This window comes from Micromonospora sp. NPDC057141, assembly GCF_042670805.1.
In the GTDB taxonomy this organism is placed as follows: Bacteria; Actinomycetota; Actinomycetes; order Mycobacteriales; family Micromonosporaceae; genus Micromonospora.
The window spans coordinates 116669-136402 of sequence record NZ_JBHUVA010000002.1; the positions used below are offsets into that span (position 1 = coordinate 116669).

Here is a 19734-nt window from a genome sequence, read left to right on the forward strand (position 1 = left end):
CCCGGGTGAGCGCCGAGGTGATCGTGGTGGGGTTCGCCTGGGTGCCGGTCGGGCCGGCGGTGCCCGCCGGGGTGGCCGTGCAGGCGGTCATCGCGTCACCGGCGGTGGGGGGGGGGGGGGTCGCGGGGGGTCGGGGCCCCCCCCCCCCGGCTCGATGGGTCAGGCGCCGCCGGCCAGCAGGGTCACGGCGACCGGCGTGCCGACGGCGGCGGTGACGGTTTCCCGGGTCATGCCCGCTTCGACGCCGCGGGCCCGGCTCCGGTTCCCGCGCCGGCCAGGGTCGGCTCCGGCCGGCGTCCCTCAGGTGGCGGGGCCGACGCCGGGGGACTCGGCGAGGCGGGAGAGCACGATGGTGCTGCGGGTGGAGGTGACGAACGACTCGGCGCGCAGCCGTTCGAGGGCCTCCTCCAGGTGCGAGATGTCCGCCGCGCGTAGGTGCACCAGCGCGTCCGCCTCCCCGGAGACCGTGTACGCCCCGACGACCTCGGGGTGCCGGCGCACGGCCACCCCGATCTGGGCCGGGGTGGTCCGCCCGGCGCAGAACAGCTCGACGAACGCCTCCGTGGTCCAGCCGACGGCGGCCGGGTCCACGACGGCCGTGAATCCCCGGATCACCCCGGCGGCGCGCAGCCGGTCCACCCGGCGCTTGACGGCCGGGGCGGAGAGCGAGACCCGGGTGCCGATGTCGGCGTACGAGGCGCGGGCATCCGCCACCAGCAACGCAATGATTCGCTGGTCCACCGCGTCTATCTGCAACGTTCCGCCCTCAGGAAGCAATGGTTGTGGCTGTTACCAAGGTTCCAGGCTACCTACTCTTGGTTTTCGTGAACCAGCACCGGATCCCCCGAAAGCGGACATATCTCATGTGTTCGCCCGAGCGTTTCGCCGTCGCGTACGCGATCAACCCGTGGATGGACGTCACCACGCCCGTCGACGTGGAGCTGGCGGTCAAGCAGTGGGACCGGCTGCGCGAGACGCTGCTCGGGCTCGGCCACGACGTGCACCTGCTCGCTCCCGAGGTCGGCCTGCCCGACATGGTGTTCGCGGCCAACGGCGCGTTCGTGGTCGACGGGACGGTCTACGGCGCCCGGTTCAAGCACGAGCAGCGGGCCGCCGAGGCCGCCGCGCACCGCGCCTTCTACGAGGAGCGGGGCTGGCACTTCATCGCCCCGAACGAGACCAACGAGGGCGAGGGCGACTTCGCGTACCTGCCGGACGCGTACGGCGGGCTGGTCCTCGCCGGCCACGGCTTCCGCACCGAGCTGCCGGCGCACGCCGAGGCGCAGGAGGCACTGGGCCGGCCGGTGGTGTCGCTGCACCTGGTCGACCCCCGCTTCTACCACCTCGACGTGGCGCTGGCCTCGATCGACGACGGGAACATCGTCTACTACCCGGGTGCCTTCTCGGCGGCCAGCCAGCGGGTCCTCGCCCAGCTCTTCCCCGATGCGGTCGTGGCGGACGACGCCGACGCCCTGGCCTTCGGCCTGAACCTGGTCAGCGACGGCGCGAACGTGGTCCTGAACAGCGAGGCGTCCCGGCTCGCCGGCAAGCTGAAGGCGGCCGGCTACACCCCCGTGCCGGTCGAGCTGACCGAGGTGCGCAAGGGCGGCGGCAGCGTGAAGTGCTGCATCGCGGAGCTGCGCGGCTGACGGGGCGACCTACCCGGGCGCGCGGGCCGGTCTCGCCTGGGGGAGACCGGCCCGCGCGGTGTCGGGCGGGCGTTCAGCCGAGCGTGGCCAGCTCGTTGATCAGGACGTTGGAGAGCACCTGACCGTCGCGCTGCACCTTGCGCAGGTACCACTTCTGCTGCGGTGTTCGCGGCTGGTTGAACTGCCACGCCCCGCGCGGGCTGTCGATCTGGCCGATCTTGCCCAGCGCCAGGTTGACCTGCTGCGAGGTCGGGTCGCCCCCGGCCAGCCGGATCGCCTTGTCCAGCACCTGCGCCGCATCGTACGAGGCCATCGCGTAGGTGGTCGGTGACCCGCCGTGCGTCTTGCGGTACGCCGAGGCGAAGGTGCGGTTGGCGGTGTTGTTCAGGTCGGCGGAGTAGTTGAGCGCGGTCACGATGTTGCGGGACTCCACCTCCTGCACCTCGTCGAGCACGGTGCCCTCGGTGAGGAATCCGGGCGCGTAGATCGGGCCCGTCCACCCCTCGCGGTACAGCTGCTTGATGAACTGCACCGCCGCCGGCCCGGCGAAGTGGCAGAAGATCGCGTTCGGCTGGCGGGCCAGCGCCGTGCGGATGTCGGCGGCGTACGCGGTGGTGCCCGGCGTGCTGTTGGTGTCGGTCCAGATCACCGGGTCGGCGATCCGGGGGTCGTTCGTCCCGGCCGTGCTGAACTGGGCCTGGAGGCCCTGGATCACGTCCCGCGAGCCGAGGTTGTCGGGGGCGATGATGGCGACCCGACTGCCCGTGGGCAGCCGCTGCGCCATGTACGGGCCGATCGCCCGCCCCGGCTCGTCCAGCACGTACGAGGTGCGCCAGATGTAGACGACGCTCTGGAGGCTCTTCGGCGAGGCGTTGGAGCCGATCAGTGGCACCCGGGCCTTCTCCACGGTGTCCCGGATGCCCACCATGACGGCCGAGTTGACCACGCCGGTGAGCGCCAGCACACCCTGCTTGAGCAGGCTGTCGACGGCCGCCTTGCCGGTCTTGGCGGTCTCGCCCTCGTCGGCGGTCACCACCGTCACCGGATGCCCGCCGAGCTGCTGGCCGTTGAGGGTGAGGTAGAGCTGGAAGCCGTTGACGATCTCGTCGCCGATGGCCTTGAAGCCACCGGTCTGCGGTGCGATGAGACCGATTTTGATCGGCTTGCCGGCGGGGGTCGCCGGCCCTTTGTCGCCGTCCGTGGCGCAGGCGGCGGTCAGGCCCGTGGTACCGAGGGCGGCCAACAGTTGGAGTGCCCGCCTGCGGTTCATCTGGGACACCGAGTTCCTTCCGGGAGCTGAGCAGGGCCGATACCGTCCCCTCGGCGTTCTACCGGTTCGGCGACGCTGCGTCAATGTTCAGTGATCAAAGTGCAAGGTTCGCAGCCCACGGGCCACCTCCGGCCACGCGGCGGACTCCGGGTCGATGAGCCCGAAATGCTCGCATTCGGGAAGCTCCACCAGCCGCACCGGACTCCCTGCGGCCCGCGCGGCGGCGACGTAGGACCGGCTCACCCCCACCGGCACCTGCCGGTCCAGCAGGCCGTGCAGGATCACCGTCCGTGTCGAAATGGGCACCAACAGGCGAGGGTCGGCGGCGGCGTACCGCTGCGGGTGCTCCGCCGGCCCGCCGCCGAGCAGCGCGGCCACCGCCCCGCCGTCCAGGTCCAGCCGGTACGCCTCGGTCAGGTCGGCGACCGGGGCCAGCGCCAGCACCCCGGCCACCGTCTCCGGTGCGGTCGCGGCGGCGTACAGGGCGAGATGGCCACCGGCCGAGTGGCCGACGAGCAGCGGCGGCCCGGGGCGCAGCCGGTCGCCCAGCACCGGGCCGGCCAGCCCGGGCAGCGCCGCCACCCCCGCCAGTACGTCCGCGAGGGTGCCCGGCCAGCCGCCGCCCGGCTGCCCCGTGCGCCGGTACTCCAACTGGGCCACCGGGTGGCCGAGCGCGGCCAGCGCCGCCGCCAGCGGCCCGGTGTGGGCGCGGTCGTACTCGGCCCGCCAGAAGCCGCCGTGCACCACGACGACCAGCGGGCGCGGCGGGCCGTCCCCCGCCGGCCGGCGCAGGTCGGCGACCTGGTCCGGGTGCCCGCCGTAGGCGACGGTGGCGTCCGGGGCGGGGGCGGGGCGGTCGAGCACGGAGCGGGGGTCGGCGGGCATACCGGCGACGGTAGCGCGGCAACGGGCCGACCGCGCCCGGTCGGGATCACCCGCGACCCGGTGCCGCCGCCGCTCGCCGGGGCCGGTGGCGGGCCCCGCGGGCGGGGGGGCCCCCCCCTGGGTGAAGATGGAGCGCATGACCGAAGCGCACTCCGCTGGACAAGACGACGAGCCGGGCCACGACGACACCGGGCGATCCGGCACCGTGGTGGTGGTCGGCCCGGACGGCCGCCCGGTCGGCACGGTGCAGACCGACGACGCCACCGGCGAGGACCCGACCCGCCTGGTCGAGCAACCCGCCAAGGTGATGCGGATCGGCAGCATGATCAAGCAGCTGCTGGAGGAGGTCAAGGCCGCCCCGCTCGACGACGCGAGCCGGCACCGGATGCGGGAGATCCACGAACGGTCGATCGTCGAGCTGAAGGAGGGCCTGGCCCCCGAGCTCCGCGACGAGCTGGAGCGGATCTCGCTGCCCTTCGCCGAGGACAAGGCGCCCAGCGAGGGCGAGCTGCGCATCGCCCACGCCCAGCTCGTCGGCTGGCTCGAGGGGCTGTTCCACGGCATCCAGGCCGCCCTGGTGGCCCAGCAGATGGCCGCCCGGGTGCAGCTGGAGCAGATGCGCTCCGGCCGGCAGGCGCTGCCCAGCGGCCCCGCCGGGATGATGCCGGGCATGCCGGGCATCGGCCACCCGCAGGGCGGCGAGGGGCACAGCACCGGGCAATACCTGTGACCGTCGCGCGCCGGGCCGTCGGTCCGGCGCGCGCCTCACCCCACCCCGAAGACCTTCTCCAAGTACGCGGCCACGCCGTCGGCGGAGTTCGCCGCCGTCACCTCGTCGGCGATCGCCAGGACGGCGGGGTGCGCGTTCGCCACCGCCACCCCGCAGCCGGCCCAGGTCAGCATCGGCACGTCGTTGGGCATGTCGCCGAAGGCCAGCACGTCCCGCTCGTCGATCCCGAGCCGGGCGCAATACCAGGCCAGGCCCGCCGCCTTGGTCACCCCGGCCGCCGAGATCTCCACCAGCCCCGTGTACGACGAGTGGGTCGCCTCGGCCAGCCCGCGCAGCGCCCCGGCGACGACCGCCACGAAGACGTCCGGGTCCTGCTCCCCGGCGCGGGCCAGCAGCTTCACCGCCGGCATCGAGTGCAGCTCCTCGGGCGAGGTGACCGCCCGGATCGCCTCGGCGTCGGCGTCCCAGCGCAGCGGATAGCCGGCCTCGTGCCGCATCTCGCGGCTGTCCACGATCTCCACCGCGAAGCTGACCCCGGGCACCTCGGCACGCAGCCGCCGGGCCACCTCGGCGAGCAGCTCCGGCGCGAGCGGGTCGGCCCGGAGCACCTCGTCGGCCACCGGGTCGTACACCACCGCGCCGTTGGCGCAGATCGCCGGCAGCGGCTCGGCGAGCTGCTCGTACACCAGTTGGAGCCAGCGGATCGGGCGGCCGGTGACCAGCACGACCGGCGTGCCCCGCGCGGACATCCGGGCCAGTGCGTCGCGGGTGCGGGGGCTGAGCGTCCGCTCGTCGGTGAGCAGGGTCCCGTCGATGTCCGTGGCGACCAGCCGAGGTGTCTCTCCCATCACCGGGAGAGTAGTCGGTCCAGGTAGACCGCGACGCCGTCGTCGTCGTTGCGCAGCGTCACCTCGTCGGCGGCGGCCCGGACGGTCGGATGGGCGTTGGAGACGGCCACCCGGGCCCACCCGGCCCACTCGAACATCGGCAGGTCGTTGGGCATGTCACCGAAGACCAGCACGTCGGCCGGATCCACCCCGAGCCGCTGCGCCACGACGGTCAGCCCGGACGCCTTGTCGACCCCGGGCGGGCAGATCTCGACGAAGCCGAGCCCGGCCTGGGTGAGCGTGGCGACCTCCGGGCCGATGATCCGGCGGGCGGCCTCCAGCAGCGTGTCGACGTGGTGGTCGGCGGTCCGGGCGAACGCCTTGATCACGTCGCCGGCGAGGCACTCCTCGCGGGAGCGCGGCTCGAACAGGTCCGGGTACGGCCAGCTCGGGTGGTAGTCGCCCCACAGCGGCGCGTCGGTCTCGTCGGAAGCCTCGACCATCACGGTGAGCGGGCCGACCTCGGCCTCCAAGGCGGCGAGCAGCAGGGCCAGCACCTCGCGGGAGAGCCGCTCTTCGCGCAGCACGACCGGCCCGGCCGGGTCGCTCTGGTCGACCACCCAGCCCCCGCCGGCGAGCACCAGGAAGTCGGCGGCGCGGATGTCGTTGCGGGTCAGCTCGGTGAGCCGCGGCCCCCGGCCCGTCGCGCCGACCACCGGGATGCCGGCGGCCCGCACCCGGTCGAGCACCTCATGGGTGTACGCGGAAACGGTCTCGTCGCTGCGGACCAGCGTCCCGTCGAGGTCGGTGGCGATCAGTTTGGGCAGCCCCGGGCGGGTCATGGCTCCTCCTTCGCCCGCCGCCGTCGCGCCGGCCCTGTCGTTCGGTCGTCGGTGCCTCGACCAGCAGTGACGGCGGGCAGCCACCGTACCTCGCGGAACAGGGCGCGACCATGGCTTCCCGACGAACCGGGCGGCAACTCGACACCACACTCAGGTTGCGCGGCCCGGGCCCGGCCCGGTTGGGCCGGTGGGTGAGAAGGGGACCCTTCTCTACCGTAGGCGTTGACAGGGGGCCCTTCCTTACTCCGGGCGGGCGAAGGGGACGGTCGGCTGCACGGTGAGGTCTGCCGGCGCGGGCGGCAGGTCGGTCTCCTCGGCGGGCGGGTGCTCCTCACCCGGCGCGCTTTCGTCCGGTCGCTCGGCGTCGGCCCGGCCGGCGAGGTGCAGCGCCACCGCCAGCAGCACGCAGGCAGCGAAGGCCGCCACCAGCCCCCGGCCGTACTCGACCTGGAAGCCGTCCTCGGAGGAGTAGAGGCCGCGCCGCCCCGAGTCGTCCAGCGAGAACGAGGTGGCGACCAGGACGCCGACCAGGGCCGCCGACAGGGCGAGGCCGGCCACCCGTGCGTCGTGCCGCACGGCGGTGCTGCCCCGCAGGGCCAGGGCCGCAGCCGCGACCAGCGCGAACAGGCCCACCAGGTAGCCCAGCCCGAAGCCGCCGACGTCGGACACCCCGCCCGGCACCCGCAGCGTGTCGCCCTCGGGGCCCCCGGTCGGCACGGTCATCACCAGCCACTCCCCGACCAGCGAGGCGAACGCGGCCACCGCGCCGAGGCCGGCCGCCACCAACGGGATCCGCCGGTCCCGCCCGAGCCGGGACAGCGGGCGACCCACCCGTCCCGGTGGGGTGGGCTCGGGCCCGCCCCATTCCACGACGGTGGCGCCGCCGGACCGGTTGTCCTGCCGGGGGATGGGGAGATCCTCGGACATCGGCCACCTCTCCGCGTTCGCGGGCCTGAACCTCGCGGGCCTGAGCCCTGTGGGCCTGAGCCGAATCATGACACAGCAGGCACCGCGCGGCCGGGAACGCGGCCGCGTGGACGGGAGCGGCTCCGGCGTGGCGGGACCGACCGCGGGCAGCCGCTCGCCCGCCGCCCGGCTTTCGGTTAGCGTCGACTCATGCCTATCCGTACCGCTTCCGCACGCTGGCAGGGCGATCTCACCGAGGGTTCCGGCACGGTCCGCACCGGCAAGGGCGGCCTCCAGGGGAACTACTCCTTCAAGTCGCGATTCGAGGAGGGCGAGGGCACCAACCCCGAGGAACTCATCGGGGCGGCCCACGCCGCCTGCTTCTCGATGGCGTTCTCCAAGCAGCTCGCCGACGCCGGCGCCACCGGCACGTCGGTGGAGACCACCGCGAAGGTGCACTTCGACAAGACCGACGCGGGGATGACCGTGACCCGGATCGACCTGGAGACGGTCGGTCAGGCCCCGGGTCTCGACGGGGCCCAGTTCGCCAAGCTGGCGGAGACCGCCAAGGAGAACTGCCCCATCTCGCGCCTGCTCTCCCCGGGTGCCCAGATCAGCCTCACGGCCCGGCTCGCCTCCTGAGGTCCCCCGCGCCCACGTGACGCGGAACGGTCCCCATCCGCCCTGGATGGGGACTTTTCCGTACGAGCAGAATCTCGGGCACCGTGCGCGGGGCCGGCTCGGGGACAATGGGGGGCGTGGCGGTGGAGATGAGCCGGGAGCGCTTCGAGGAACTGGTGGGGGACGCCCTCGACGAGGTCCCCGAGGAGCTGCTGGGGCTGATGAGCAACGTGGTGATCCTCGTCGAGGACCACCCGCCCCCCGGCGACGAGGACCTGCTCGGCCTCTACGAGGGCCACGCCCTCACCGAGCGGGGCTGGGACTACGCGGGCGTCCTGCCGGACCGCATCTTCATCTACCGCCACCCCATCCTGCGCATCTGCGACACCGACGAGGACGTCGTCGACGAGGTGGCGGTGACCGTGGTGCACGAGATCGCCCACCACTTCGGCATCGACGACGAGCGGCTGCACGACCTCGGCTGGGGCTGACGGCCGGCCTCCCCGTCCCCGTCGTTCGGTCCGTGCCAGTCTCCTCGTCCTCTCCGTCCGGTCCGCGCCGCGCGACGGTGGGCCGGCCCCGCTCGGCCGATGTCTCCGGTTGCGCTGGTCACCTACCCTCCGGGCAGACACCCCGAGTCAGGAGGCACTTCCATGCGCAGCGCGCTGTTCTCCGCCGAGAACCTGGAGAAGGAGTCCGCCCAGCCCGGCATGCGGCTGCAGAACTCCAAGATGTTGAAGATCGAGCTGAACGGCGAGGCGATGGCCCGGGTCGGGTCGATGGTCGCCTACCAGGGCCAGGTGCAGTTCCAGGCGCTCGGCTCCGGCGGCCTGGGCAAGTTTCTCAAGCAGAAGCTCACCGGCGAGGGTGTCCCGCTGATGAAGCTCAGCGGCCGGGGCGACGTCTTCCTCGCCGAGCTGGCCAAGGACGTGCACATCATCGACCTGGAGCCCGGCGACGCGCTGTCGATCAACGGCTCCAGCGTGCTGGCCTTCGACTCCACCCTCCAGTACGACATCCGCATGGTCGGCGGCGCCGGGATGGCGTCCTCGTCCGGCCTGTTCAACTGCGTCTTCAGCGGCCACGGCCGGATCGCGATCACCACGAAGGGCACCCCGGTGGTGCTCAACGTCGACGCGCCGACCTACGTCGACCCGCAGGCCGCCGTCTGCTGGTCGGCCAACCTCCAGACCGGCTACCACCGGGCCGAGCAACTCGGCCTGGGCACGCTGCTGGGGCGCAGCACCGGCGAGGCGTTCACGATGAGCTTCGCCGGGCAGGGCTTCGTGGTGGTGCAGCCCTCCGAGGAGCCGCCGATCGCGGGCAGCGGCGCTCAGGAGCAGCAGGGCGGCCTGCTCGGCGGCCTGCTGAGCTGATCCGCCGCTGCGCGGGCGGCAAGCTGACCCGGGCGGGGCGCCCCGGCACGAGGGCGCCCCGGTCTCAGCTCAGCTCGCCGGCCCGCAGCCGGGCCAGCCACGCCGCCGCGTCGGCGTAGTCGGCGTCCGACAGGCCGGCCGGCGCGGGGATCGGCCGGTCGCCCGCCGGCTGCGCCCACCGGTGCCGGGGGTACGACCCGAGGAAGCGCACCTCCGCGCAGACCCGGCGTAGCCCCTGCAACGCCTCCCCGAGCCGTGGCTCGGCAACGTGGCCGGTGCAGTCGAGGAAGAAGACGTACCGGCCGAGCGCCTCGCCCGTCGGGCGGGACTCGATGCGGGTCAGGTTCACCCCGCGCACGGCCAGTTCCATCAGCACCGACAGCAGCGCGCCCACCCGGTCGTGGGCGATGTAGACGGCCAGCGACGTGAGGTCGTCCCCGGTGGGGGGCGGGGGCGGGCCCGGGCGGGACAGCAGCGCGAACCGGGTCACCGCGTCGGGATGGTCGGCGATCTTGTCGGCGAGCACCGCCAGCCGGTGCCGGGCGGCCCCGATCGGGGCGCAGATCGCCGCGTCGTACTCGCCCGTGGCCGCGCCCGCCGCGGCAGCCCCGTTGGAGAGCACGTCGACCACGACCGCGTCCGGCAGGTGCGCGCGCAGCCAGCCCCGGCACTGGGTGGACGCCTGAGGATGGGCGGCCACCGAGCGGATCGCCTCCGGCGACGTCCCCGGGCGGGCGCCGAGCACGAACTCGACCGACAGGATCACCTCCCGGGTGACGACCAGGGGGTCCCCCTCGGCCAGCTCGTCCAGGGTCACGCCGACCGCGCCGCCGATCGAGTTCTCCAGCGGCACCAGGGCCGCGTCGGCCTCCCCGGCACGGACGCTCTCCAGGGCCTCGCCGACGCTGCGGGCGGGCGTGCGGGTGCTGCGCTCGGCAGCCGGCACGGTGCGCAGCGCCTGCTCGGCGAAGGTGCCCTCGGGGCCGAGGTAGACGAAACGGGTGGGCGGTGTTCCCGGCATGCCGCCAGCCTACGCAACCGGTACGCCGCCCAGCCTACGCAACCGGCACGCTGCCCGGGACGGCGTCGCAGGCGAGTGCCCGGATGCCGGGCGGCCCGGCCACCCGCACCTCGATGGTGCAGACGTCGGTGCCGGCGGTGACCAGCTCCAGGTCGCCCGGCCAGCCTCGGCTGATCACCTGCAACTCCTCGTGCCCGGTCACCCGCAGCACCGTGTACTGCCAGTCCCCGGCGCAGAGCGGGCCGTCGCCCACGCGTACCGCGACCGAGCGGGACAGCACCCCGGACGGGCCGCGCAGCAGCGCGACGACCCGGTCCGCCGACGGGCCGTCGCGGCAGGGGCCGGCGACCAGGTCGGAGCCCGGGGTGGTCGGCGGCCCGGCCACCGGCGGGGTGACCGGTGCCGACGCGCCGGTGGGCGGGGCGGAGGCCGGCGGGGTCGGGCCGGGGGAGCCGGTCGCGCCGGTGCCGGGCCGGCGCAGCTCCGGCGGCGTGCCGCAGCCGGCGAGCGTGACGGCGAGGACGGCGAGGAGCGCGATCGCGCCGGGCGCGCGGGAGGAACCGGCGGCACCGGGCGCGCGGGACGGGCCGGATGCGCGGGGCACCACCGGTCGGTGCGGTGCGGATGGCGGCACGAGCCGATCCTTGCATCGGAGAACGTCGTTGCGGCCGGACGGCCGAGCCCATCGTAGGATCTCGTCGGCGCGGCCGGGAAGACCCGCCGGGCGGCGTCTCGCGCAGGAGGGCCGTCAGTCGAGGACGCGGTGGCCGGCGCGGCGCAGCGCGGCGGTCGCCTCGCCCAGCCGCACGGCCGGGACCAGCACGTGGTCGGTGTCGTACGTGGAGAACGCGACCGGATCGACCCGTGCCTCGGTCAACGGGCCGATCAGCGAGGCGAGGGTGCCGGTCACCGCCTGACCGAGCGGGCCGACGATCCGCAGGCACCGCCAGTCGGTCTCCACCTCGGCCGGGGCACGGGGGGTCGGGCAGATCACGGAGACCCCGTCGGCGGCCCAGCTCACGCTGACCACCTCGGCGTCGCCCAGTTCGCCCCAGAGGGCGGATCCGAGGGCGGAGCCGGCGGCCAGCCGACACACCGCGTACTCCCCCGGCAGCAGAGCGACATCGACCATGAGGGCACCCTACGGCCTGGCGGGTGCCCGCCACAGCTCCCGCGGGTGCGGCGGACGCCACATCCGCCCAGGTCAGGGCCGCGATGCGCCGGATCGGACCGCGGAAAGGCCGGATCAGACCTTGGCAAAGAAGGTGAGCGACCCGGCGACCCGGCCCTCGGTCAGCACCGGCGTCGAGATGGCGTCGACGGTCGGGTCCGGCCCGCCCGCCGTCGCGGCCTGCACCCGCAGCAGCCCCCGGGCGAGACGCCCGGAGTGCAGGGCGAGCAGCGGCGGGATCTTGTCGGTCTCCTGCTCGGTCAGCTCGCCTCGGTGGGCGGTGAAGTCGAGCAGCCGCAGGCAGCCGTCGAGCAGTGGCAGACCGATCACGTCGTCCGGGCAGCCCAGGCAGAGCAGCTCGCAGCCGGCTGCCGACACCGCGACGACCCGGGTGTCGGCGTCGATCAGGAGGCAGGGCTCGTCGGCCCCGGCCACGGTGGCGGACCACTGCCCGAAATTGTCTGACTCCTGCTCCAGCGGTGTGCGGGCGGTGGGCACGAACACTTCTGAGAGCGAGAGTTCGACGTGGGCCACCGCGCCTCCTATGTACACCGACGGTCTGTCCACGCTAACCGGTCGTCGTGGTCACCCGCCGACCGCGCTCCGGCCGCCGGGCCGCCGGCGGATCAGTTGCCCCGACCCGGGCGGTCGGCGACAGCGCGGCCGGTGGTTGCTCCGGGTGCGGGCCGGACCGCGTGGCGTCGCCGGAGACGTTACCGGCGGTTGGCCGGCTTGTCAGCCGCCGTTCGGCCGCCGTCGTACCACCGGTAGTCGCCAGTTGGACGGTACGTGCCGTTCATCCAGGTCCCCGGGTGCTGCGCCACCCGGGCGAGCTTCTCGGCGGTGGCCGGGGTGATCCGGTTGCCCCCGGCCACGAGCAGGCGGTCCAGCTCGCGGTGGGTGGCCATGAGGCAGTCCTTCGGCAGGCCGTACACGCTGATGACGCCGGACCCGACGAAGGTCAGCACCGGCGTCACCGGAATGGTCAGCCCCACCGCCTGGGAGAGCACCTTGCTGGCCCGCTTGGCGTCCCGGCGGGACTCGGCCACGTACGGCGGGCGCTTGCCGTTGATCTGCACCACGTCACCCGCCACGAGCACCCGGGCGCGGCCGTGGTCGGCGATGGTCACCGCGAACAGGCCGCCCGGCCCGATCGCGAGGAACCCGGCCCGGTCGTCCTGGGACGGGTCGAGGAGGAGGTCGGTGGTGTCCGTGCGGGGCCACTCGATGACGTGCCACGCCGGCCCCAGATGGTCGAGCCGGCCCAGGGCGCGGGCCCCGGCCGCTTCTAACCGGCGGGCCCCCCGCTCGGCGCGCCGCCGACGAGCCCACTCCAGGGGGCTCGGACGGATAGGGTCGAGCACCCCGGGGGCATCCGACCCGGGGTGTGGCACCCCGACGGGCGGCAGTGCCCGTGCGGTAGGTGCGGCTCGACGTGCGGGAAAGACAGTCATCGCGACCTCCGGCAAAAGGTCCCTCGAAGTTATGTCCTCACTACCCTACGTTGCCATACCGGGTACCCGGCAAGTCGGAGCGCCGGAGTGAGTGCGGATGAATGCCATATTCATCCACAGACGTTTTACCGGATGCCGCCAAACCCTGCCCTACCCTTGGCCGAGTGACCCACTACGTGGACAGTGAAGTCGGCCGCCTCGGCACCGTGCTGCTGCACCGGCCGGGCCCCGAACTGGCCCGACTCACCCCCCGGAACAACGACTCGTTGCTGTTCGACGCTATCCCATGGGTCGGACGGGCACAGGAGGAGCACGACGCGTTCGCCGCCGAGCTGCGCGCCCGAGGGGTGGAGGTGCTCTACCTCGCCAACCTCCTCGCCGAGACCCTCGCCGTCGCCGAGGCCCGCACCGGGCTGACCGAGCAGGTGCTCAGCTCGCCCCGGCTCGGCGACACCCTGCGCCGACGGGTGGCCGACCACCTCGCCTACCTCGACCCCGCCGCCCTCGCCGACGTGCTCATCGCCGGGCTCGCCCACGAGGAGCTGCGAATCAGCAGGGAACGGCCGGGCGGGCTCGTCTACTCCCTGATGGACCGGCACGACTTCGTCATCGACCCCCTGCCCAACCTGCTGTTCACCCGCGACTCTTCACTGTGGATCGGCGACCGGGTCGGGGTCACCAGCCTGGCCATGCCCGCCCGCCGCAGGGAGACCAGCATCACCGACGCGATCTACCGGCACCACCCGCGCTTCGTCGGCACCGAGTTCGTCTACCACCCGGAGCTGGAGCACCTGGAGGGCGGCGACGTGCTGCTGCTGGCCCCGGGCGTGCTCGCAGTCGGGGTGGGCGAGCGGACCACCCCGGCCGGCGCCGAGCGGCTCGCCCGGCAGGTCTTCGCCGCCGGGCTGGCGCACACCATCCTGGTGGTGCCGATCGCCCAGGAGCGCGCCACCATGCACCTGGACACCGTCTGCACGATGGTCGACGTCGACGCCGTGCTGATGTATGCGAACGTGGCGAGCACCCTCGCCGCGTACACGGTGGTCGCCGGCCCGGACGGCGAGCCGCAGGTGGACGGCCCCGCGCCGTTCCTGCGGGCCGCCGCCGACGCGATGGACCTCGACCAGCTCCGGGTGATCGACACCGGCCTCGACCCGGTCACCGCCGAGCGGGAGCAGTGGGACGACGGCAACAACACCCTGGCCATCGCCCCCCGGCTCTGCGTCGGCTACGAACGCAACACCGGGACCAACGCGCAGCTGGAGCGGGCCGGCATCGAGGTGATCCCGATCGCCGGCTCCGAGCTGGGCTCCGGCCGGGGCGGCCCGAGATGCATGTCCTGCCCCCTGGTCCGGGAGTAGGGAAGGGCCCCCTGTTAACGCAAAACGTTGTACAGGGGGCCCCTGTTAACAAGCGGCTCAGCGCAGGGTGAGCTGCCGGCCGAGCAGGCCGTGCCGGGCGCGCCGGCCCGCCGCGTCCAGCGGCTCCTTCTCGGCGAGGGCCTCGGCGTAGCGCTCGGCGAACTCCCGCACCGGCTCCTCCCAGTCGGCCGCCGGGACGTCCTCGGGCAGGTCCCAGACCGGCACGAGGCGCCCATGCGCGCGGAACATGCCGGCGAACTTCGTGCCCCCGGCGAGCGGCAACGTGCCGGCGGCGCTCAGCCGGGCCAGCGCGTCCAGCGCGGCGTCCTCGTCGTCCGGGAGCACCCAGCGCACGTGCGCCTTCTCCGGCACCTGGCACCAGTACGCGGCCCGCGCCGCCGCCAGCCGCACGGTCGGGTAGATGGCCGCGTTGGCCCGCTCCAGCGACGCCTGGACGGTCGGGTCGTCGGCTGCCCCGGGGTCGAGCCAGAACTCGAAGCCCTCGTGCATGCTGACCTCCAGTGGCCCGTCGACCAGGATGTCCTGGAGGCGGGGGCCGGGGCCGGGCAGCGGCGGCACCGTGACCGTCCTGCCCGGCTCGGTACGCAGCGCGCAGAGCAGCGCCTCGGCCAGGTCCCGGGAGACGTCGCCGGACTGCTGGTGGCGCTGGAGCCCGACGAAGACCCGACCGTCCGCCTTGGCCATCGCCGGTGCCGCCATCGGCAGCACGGTGGCCAGGGTGACCGGGCGGTCGCCGTGCTCCTCGACCAGCTCGGGGACGAGCCGCAGCGGCGCGGACGCGGCCGGGACCAGTTCACGCAGGGCGATCCACTCCGGCTCGTCGGCCAGACCCTCGAACGGGCGGGGCACGAAGACGTCCCGCACCTTCTCCCGCTTCCCGGTGACGGCGACGTCGGCGGCCCGCTGGATCCTTCTACGCTTGCTCACGGCGACACAGCCTAGAGCCCACGACCCGAGGGGGTGGGGAGGACCCGCCCCGCACGGAGGGTCCCGCCGGCCACGACGGGCCCTCCGGATCCGGCGCGCATCGGCCCAGGGGTGGGGAGCGCGGCGCGGCTCAGCCGGCGGCACCGGTCCGGGTCGGGAGCGCGGCGCGGCTCAGCCGGCGGAGACGAGATCGGTGCGGGGCGTGGCGGCGGGCTCGAACTCGGCCCACACGCTCTGCCCGAGGCCGTCCCGGTCGACGCCCCACCGGCTGGCCAGGCCCGAGACGATGTGCAGGCCACGGCCGTCGACCGCATCGGGGCCGGCGACCCGGACCAACGGCCCGACGGCCGCCCCGCCGTCGGTGACCCGGAGCTTGACGAGCTGCCCGTCGGGGGTCTGGCGCAGCCGCCAGGCCACCCGGACCACCCCGCCGGGGAGCGCGTCGGCGTGCCGGACGGCGTTGCCGACCAGCTCGGCCAGGACGGCCACCAGGTCGGCCAGGAGCACCGACGGTACGAGGTCGGCCAGCTCGTCGGCGAGCCGGTGCCGGGCCAGACGCGCACCGGTCGGGTGGTGCGGCACCACCACGCACCACGACTGCTCGACCGGCTCTCTCGCCACCGCCGCTTCCTCTCGCCCGCTGCACTCCGGCCCTCGGACACCTCGCCCCCCGGTTGCACTCCGGCCCTCGGACACCTCGCCCCCGGTGCCGCTCGCCCCCGGACACGTGCCCCCGGAACCGCTCGCCGCCGGGCGGAACCGCCGGAGACCCGGCCCCGTCGGGCAGGCTCATCCGCGGGGGAGCCGGACCTCTGCGACCGTACCGCCACCTGCCCTCGGTCGGAGGGACACCCAGCCATTCTGCTGTTCAACGATCCGGCGGACGAGATAGAGGCCGAGCCCCGCGCCCGGATATCCCCGGCGGTCGCCGGACTCGCCCTGCCAGAACCGGTCGAACGCCCGCTCGACGTGTTCCGGCCGGATGCCGATGCCCCGGTCGCTGACCCGGAACCACACGGTCTGCTCGTTGCCGCCGGCGGTGATCTCGATCGGGGCATCGGACGGGGAGTACTTGTCGGCGTTGGTCCCAAGCTCGGTCAGCACCGTCGTCAGCGACTGCCGGCTGCCGAGCGCCCTGGGCAGGCCGTCGGGCACGTCGAGGACGACCCGGCGGCGCAGGTCGGTGGGCAGGTCCGCGACGGCGGCCCGGAGTGCGTCGCCGAGGCTGAACGGGACGGGCGGCTCGCCGGGCCGGCCCTCGGTCGCCGTGGTGAGCAGCCGGTCGACCAGCCGCGCCAGCTCGTTGGCCCGCTGCCCGATGACCCGGGCGGCCTGCCGCCGGTCGGCGTCGGCCAGGGAGTCCCAGTGCTCGGTGAGGGTGTCCGCGTACCCCTTGATGACGGTGACCGGCGTGCGCAGCTCGTGGCTGGTCACCGCGACGAAGAGGTCCCGGTCCTGGTCGCGGAGCTGCTGGTCGGTGATGTCCCGGAAGGTGACCACCCGCAGCGCCCCCGGGCCCGGCAGCTCCCCCGAGGTGATCTTGATCCATCGGCCGTCCGGCAGCCGGTGGTCGAGGACCTGCCCGGACGGGGGGAGGGGGAACGGCAGCGTACTGTTCAGCGACTCCGCGACCGACCGGCCGGTCACCTGGGCGGCGGCCGGGTTCCAGAGCCGGACGTGCCCGTCCCGGTCGACCACCGCGAGCCCGTCGGCCAGCGCCGCGACCACCGGGCCGTCGCCGTGCACCGGCAGCCCGCTCTGGTCGCCGTACATGTGGGCGATGCAGGAGGCGATGTACGCCACCACCTCGTGCTGCCCGTCCGCCGTCGAGTCGTCGTCGTCCGAATAGAACGCGTGCAGGCTGCCGACGGTCAGCCCGCCGATCTCGGCCCGGGCGGCCACCATCCGGCGCAGCCCCCGGTCGACCAGCTCGGCGCCGATCGGGCCGGGGATGCGGTCCGCCCGGATGTCGCGGACCCTCGGGCCGGAGAGCAGGCAGACGGTGGCCGGGTCGGTGGGTGACACCGGTCGGCCGACGGCCCACTCGGCGCCCCCGGTCGCGGCGATCACCCGGCCGCCGGTGGGCGCGAACTCCACGAAGGCGGTGCTGGCCGCCCCGATCGCGGGCTGGACCACCTGGAGCAGCCGGGCGAGGACGGGTAGACCGGCTTCGCCAGAGTTGATCATTTCGATAACCCTGCCATGGCCGGTTATCAGGGCGGCGAGGTCGGTGCGCTCCGGCATGCCCCGAGTGTGCCGCGCCGACCCGCCCCCCGACACCCCCGCGCGGGCGGCCCCGGCATCCGCGCCGCCCGGCGAACCTGGCCTGACCAGCCATCGGGCGACGCCGCCCCGCCGGTTCACCGGCCCAGCCGGGCCAGCGCGTGCGCCGGCCGGTCGGTGATGATCCCGTCCACCCCGGCGTCGAGCACCAGGTCCAGCTCGGCGGGCTCGTTGACGGTCCAGACGTACACCAGGTGGCCGGCGTCCCGCAGCGCGGGCACCAGGCGCGGCCGGGCCCGGACCAGTTCGACCCCCGGCCCGGCGATGCGGGTGCCGAACGGCAGCCGGCCGAGCCGCAGCCAGCGCGGCAGCACCTCCAGCAGGAGCACCGTGGGCAGCCCGGGGGCGAGGTCGTGGACGCGGCGCACGGCCAGCAGCGAGAAGGACATCACCGTGACCCGGACCGGGGCGTCCGGGCGCGGCTCGGCCAGGCCGTAGCGGCGCAGGAGGGCCACCAGGCGGCGCTCCACGTGCCCGCCGTACCGCGAGGGGTGCTTCGTCTCGATCAGCAGCCGCACCGGGCGGCCGGCGGCCAGCACAGCGTCGAGCAGCCGCTCCAGGGTGAGCAGCCGGGTGTGCGACTCGTCGGGCGGCGTGTCGCCGCCGGGCGGCACGCAGCCCGGGTGCCAGGAGCCGAAGTCCAGCGCCTCCAGCTCCGCCAGCGTGCGGACGCTGACCAGACCGGTGCCGTTGCTGGTGCGGTCCAGCCGCCGGTCGTGGACGCAGACCAGGTGCCCGTCGCGGGTCAGCCGGACGTCGCACTCCAGCCCGTCGGCACCCTCGTCGAGGGCCCGCAGGTACGCGGCGAGCGTGTGCTCCGGCAGGTCCGCCGAGGAGCCGCGGTGCGCGAAGACCAGGGGGTCACCCATGTCCGTCGCCCGTCGCTCTCAGATGACCTGGCCCGGCCCGCCGTCTCCGGCTACCACGGGTCGGCCGACGGCCGCCCACTGGCGCATTCCGCCGTCGGCGTTGCGCACCTGGTCCCAGCCGTTGTTCACCAGGTACGCCACCACCTGCGCCGAGCGCCCGCCGGAGCGGCAGATGACCGCCACGTCCCGGTCTGTGGGCACCTCGGCCATCCGGGCGGGCAACTCCATCATCGGCAGGTGGTGGGCGCCGGGGGCGTGCCCGGCGGCCCACTCGTCATCCTCGCGGACGTCGAGCAGGTAGGTGTCGTCGGCGATCTCGGTCACGGGCACGGTGGGAACCTGGGGTCCGAACACGGTCACCAAGCCTAGAGCCTCGTCCGCCCGGCCGGTCGGGGGCGTGCTGATCCGGGCGGGTCGAATCAAACCTGCAGGTCAGAGGCGGGTCACCCAGCGCGGGTTGGCCTGGGCCCAGCCGGGCATCCGGGCGCCCCGGACCGCGTCGAAGAGAGCGTTACCGCCGGCATCGAGCACGACGTACGAGATGCCGTCGATGGTCTGCGGGTGGGAGGGCACCTGGACACCCGTCAGCGCGTCCGGGGGGAGGTCCCGGAGGGTGAGCAGCAGGTCCTCCAGGGGCACCCCGTTGGTGTCGACGGTCAGCGACGCGCCGACCGCCCGGATGAGCCGGTCGAGCCGCACCGGATCGCGGCGCAGGTTCGTCTCGCCGGCCCGGTCCAGCATCGCCCGCAGGAGCTGCTGCTGGTGGCGCTGCCGGTCGTAGTCGCCGCCGGGCAGGTCGTAGCGCTGGCGGACGTAGTCCAGCGCGCGGGCGCCGCCCATCTGCTGGCAGCCGGGGCTGAACAGGGCCCCGGTGTGGATCGAGCGGACCTCGGTGTCGACACACATGCGTACCCCGCCGAGCAGGTCGATCACCTGGCGCAGCCCGGCGAAGTCGATCAGGGCGGCCCCGTCGAAGCGCAGGCCGGTGAGCCGGGTGAGGGTGGCCGAGAGGAGCTGGACGCCGGAGTCACCGCCGCCGCCGTGCTCGAAAGCCGCGTTGAGCTTGTCGCTGCCGCCGCCGTAGCCGTTCGGCCCGGGCGGGACGGCGACCAGCAGATCGCGGGGGAACGAGACCAGATAGGCGCGTTTCGTGTCGGCCGGCACGTGCACCACCAGGATGGTGTCCGAACGCTGGTCGCCGTCGGTCGCGCCGGGCCGCCGGTCCGAGCCGACGAGGAGGTAGTTGAGCGCGCCGTCGAGGTCCGTCCGGTCGCGCCGGGCGTCCGCGTCGAGCAGCTCTTCCCGGGCCACCGTGCGCTCGTACCGGTGGCCGAGGGCCCTGAGCCCGACCACCGCGCCGACGGCCAGCAGCGCCAGGGCGAGGCCGACCCCGAGCAGGATCCGGCTCCATCGGGGTACGCGTCGACGGGCCGGCCCCTGCCGCCCCCGCCCGATTCCCCCTGACCTGGACGTGACGCCCCCCGTCGCCGTACGTGAATCGTTCTCACGTCAGGCTATGGG

23 protein-coding genes are annotated in these 19734 nt (G+C 74.2%); 6 read left to right on the forward strand and 17 right to left on the reverse strand.

Going from position 1 to position 19734, the window contains the following annotated elements; translation table 11 throughout:
* Positions 1 to 300: 300 nt before the first annotated feature.
* A complete protein-coding gene (locus ACFT41_RS02430) occupies positions 301 to 756 on the reverse strand; it encodes an Lrp/AsnC family transcriptional regulator (RefSeq protein WP_377586118.1) in 456 nt (151 codons plus the stop codon).
* Between the two features lie 59 nt (positions 757 to 815).
* On the opposite strand from ACFT41_RS02430, the gene ddaH reads away from it, so the two are divergent.
* The gene (gene ddaH / locus ACFT41_RS02435; RefSeq protein ID WP_377586116.1) at positions 816 to 1649 is read left to right on the forward strand and encodes a dimethylargininase; all 834 of its coding nucleotides are present in this window, start codon (positions 816 to 818) and stop codon (positions 1647 to 1649) included.
* A gap of 73 nt (positions 1650 to 1722) precedes the next feature.
* Here ddaH and ACFT41_RS02440 read toward each other — a convergent pair whose 3' ends face one another.
* Both ACFT41_RS02440 and ACFT41_RS02445 read right to left on the reverse strand, forming a co-directional pair.
* Complete coding sequence (locus tag ACFT41_RS02440) at positions 1723 to 2928, reverse strand: ABC transporter substrate-binding protein (RefSeq protein ID WP_377586114.1); 1206 nt, start codon at positions 2926 to 2928, stop codon at positions 1723 to 1725.
* A 78-nt stretch (positions 2929 to 3006) separates the two neighbouring features.
* Positions 3007 to 3804 carry an alpha/beta hydrolase family protein gene (locus ACFT41_RS02445; protein WP_377586130.1) on the reverse strand — a complete coding sequence of 266 codons (798 nt, stop codon included), beginning with the start codon at positions 3802 to 3804 and terminating at the stop codon, positions 3007 to 3009.
* A 127-nt stretch (positions 3805 to 3931) separates the two neighbouring features.
* Between ACFT41_RS02445 and ACFT41_RS02450 the strand changes: the two genes are divergently transcribed.
* The gene (locus ACFT41_RS02450) at positions 3932 to 4534 is read left to right on the forward strand and encodes a bacterial proteasome activator family protein (RefSeq protein ID WP_377586112.1); all 603 of its coding nucleotides are present in this window, start codon (positions 3932 to 3934) and stop codon (positions 4532 to 4534) included.
* Between the two features lie 35 nt (positions 4535 to 4569).
* Here the strand turns inward: ACFT41_RS02450 and ACFT41_RS02455 are convergent, their stop codons facing one another.
* The 3 genes from ACFT41_RS02455 to ACFT41_RS02465 all read right to left on the reverse strand — a co-directional run bounded on the left by ACFT41_RS02455 (position 4570) and on the right by ACFT41_RS02465 (position 7130).
* Complete coding sequence (locus ACFT41_RS02455; protein ID WP_377586110.1) at positions 4570 to 5382, reverse strand: HAD family hydrolase; 813 nt, start codon at positions 5380 to 5382, stop codon at positions 4570 to 4572.
* Positions 5382 to 6203, reverse strand: a complete 822-nt coding sequence (locus tag ACFT41_RS02460; RefSeq protein ID WP_377586108.1) for an HAD family hydrolase — start codon at positions 6201 to 6203, stop codon at positions 5382 to 5384. The genes ACFT41_RS02455 and ACFT41_RS02460 overlap by 1 nt, the downstream gene beginning before the upstream one ends.
* A 240-nt stretch (positions 6204 to 6443) precedes the next feature.
* Positions 6444 to 7130 (reverse strand): hypothetical protein, encoded by a 687-nt coding sequence (locus ACFT41_RS02465; RefSeq protein ID WP_377586106.1) that lies wholly within the window; start codon positions 7128 to 7130, stop codon positions 6444 to 6446.
* A 189-nt stretch (positions 7131 to 7319) separates the two neighbouring features.
* On the opposite strand from ACFT41_RS02465, the gene ACFT41_RS02470 reads away from it, so the two are divergent.
* The 3 genes from ACFT41_RS02470 (at position 7320) to ACFT41_RS02480 (ending at position 9106) form a co-directional block, all read left to right on the forward strand.
* Complete coding sequence (locus ACFT41_RS02470; RefSeq protein ID WP_377586104.1) at positions 7320 to 7751, forward strand: OsmC family protein; 432 nt, start codon at positions 7320 to 7322, stop codon at positions 7749 to 7751.
* Between the two features lie 122 nt (positions 7752 to 7873).
* Positions 7874 to 8221, forward strand: coding sequence for a metallopeptidase family protein (locus tag ACFT41_RS02475; protein ID WP_377586128.1), 348 nt, complete (start codon positions 7874 to 7876; stop codon positions 8219 to 8221).
* A gap of 162 nt (positions 8222 to 8383) precedes the next feature.
* The gene (locus ACFT41_RS02480) at positions 8384 to 9106 is read left to right on the forward strand and encodes an AIM24 family protein (protein WP_377586102.1); all 723 of its coding nucleotides are present in this window, start codon (positions 8384 to 8386) and stop codon (positions 9104 to 9106) included.
* Positions 9107 to 9170: 64 nt separating this feature from the next.
* On the opposite strand, the gene pheA is transcribed toward ACFT41_RS02480, so the two are convergent.
* The 5 genes from pheA to ACFT41_RS02505 all read right to left on the reverse strand — a co-directional run bounded on the left by pheA (position 9171) and on the right by ACFT41_RS02505 (position 12752).
* Entirely contained in the window at positions 9171 to 10127 is a 957-nt protein-coding gene (gene pheA / locus ACFT41_RS02485; protein WP_377586100.1) for a prephenate dehydratase, read from the reverse strand.
* A gap of 34 nt (positions 10128 to 10161) precedes the next feature.
* Positions 10162 to 10761 carry a hypothetical protein gene (locus ACFT41_RS02490; RefSeq protein ID WP_377586098.1) on the reverse strand — a complete coding sequence of 200 codons (600 nt, stop codon included), beginning with the start codon at positions 10759 to 10761 and terminating at the stop codon, positions 10162 to 10164.
* A 114-nt stretch (positions 10762 to 10875) separates the two neighbouring features.
* On the reverse strand, positions 10876 to 11259 hold the full coding sequence (locus ACFT41_RS02495) for an ACT domain-containing protein (protein WP_377586096.1): 384 nt from the start codon (positions 11257 to 11259) through the stop codon (positions 10876 to 10878).
* Positions 11260 to 11373: 114 nt separating this feature from the next.
* Positions 11374 to 11832 (reverse strand): hypothetical protein, encoded by a 459-nt coding sequence (locus tag ACFT41_RS02500; RefSeq protein WP_377586094.1) that lies wholly within the window; start codon positions 11830 to 11832, stop codon positions 11374 to 11376.
* Positions 11833 to 12011: 179 nt separating this feature from the next.
* Positions 12012 to 12752: a hypothetical protein gene (locus ACFT41_RS02505; protein ID WP_377586092.1), complete on the reverse strand. Its 741-nt coding sequence runs from the start codon at positions 12750 to 12752 to the stop codon at positions 12012 to 12014.
* Positions 12753 to 12916: 164 nt separating this feature from the next.
* Between ACFT41_RS02505 and ACFT41_RS02510 the strand changes: the two genes are divergently transcribed.
* Positions 12917 to 14113, forward strand: a complete 1197-nt coding sequence (locus ACFT41_RS02510; RefSeq protein WP_377586090.1) for an arginine deiminase — start codon at positions 12917 to 12919, stop codon at positions 14111 to 14113.
* Between the two features lie 57 nt (positions 14114 to 14170).
* Here the strand turns inward: ACFT41_RS02510 and ACFT41_RS02515 are convergent, their stop codons facing one another.
* The 6 genes from ACFT41_RS02515 to ACFT41_RS02540 form a co-directional block, all read right to left on the reverse strand.
* A complete protein-coding gene (locus ACFT41_RS02515; RefSeq protein WP_377586088.1) occupies positions 14171 to 15061 on the reverse strand; it encodes a DUF5926 family protein in 891 nt (296 codons plus the stop codon).
* Between the two features lie 171 nt (positions 15062 to 15232).
* On the reverse strand, positions 15233 to 15649 hold the full coding sequence (locus tag ACFT41_RS02520; protein WP_377586126.1) for an ATP-binding protein: 417 nt from the start codon (positions 15647 to 15649) through the stop codon (positions 15233 to 15235).
* Positions 15650 to 15850: 201 nt separating this feature from the next.
* Positions 15851 to 17305, reverse strand: a complete 1455-nt coding sequence (locus ACFT41_RS02525) for an ATP-binding protein (protein WP_377586086.1) — start codon at positions 17303 to 17305, stop codon at positions 15851 to 15853.
* Between the two features lie 116 nt (positions 17306 to 17421).
* Positions 17422 to 18213, reverse strand: coding sequence for a glycerophosphodiester phosphodiesterase (locus tag ACFT41_RS02530; RefSeq protein ID WP_377586084.1), 792 nt, complete (start codon positions 18211 to 18213; stop codon positions 17422 to 17424).
* 18 nt (positions 18214 to 18231) lie between these two features.
* Positions 18232 to 18567: a rhodanese-like domain-containing protein gene (locus tag ACFT41_RS02535; protein WP_377586082.1), complete on the reverse strand. Its 336-nt coding sequence runs from the start codon at positions 18565 to 18567 to the stop codon at positions 18232 to 18234.
* Between the two features lie 78 nt (positions 18568 to 18645).
* Positions 18646 to 19584: an LCP family protein gene (locus tag ACFT41_RS02540; RefSeq protein ID WP_377586124.1), complete on the reverse strand. Its 939-nt coding sequence runs from the start codon at positions 19582 to 19584 to the stop codon at positions 18646 to 18648.
* Between the last annotated feature and the right edge of the window lie 150 nt (positions 19585 to 19734).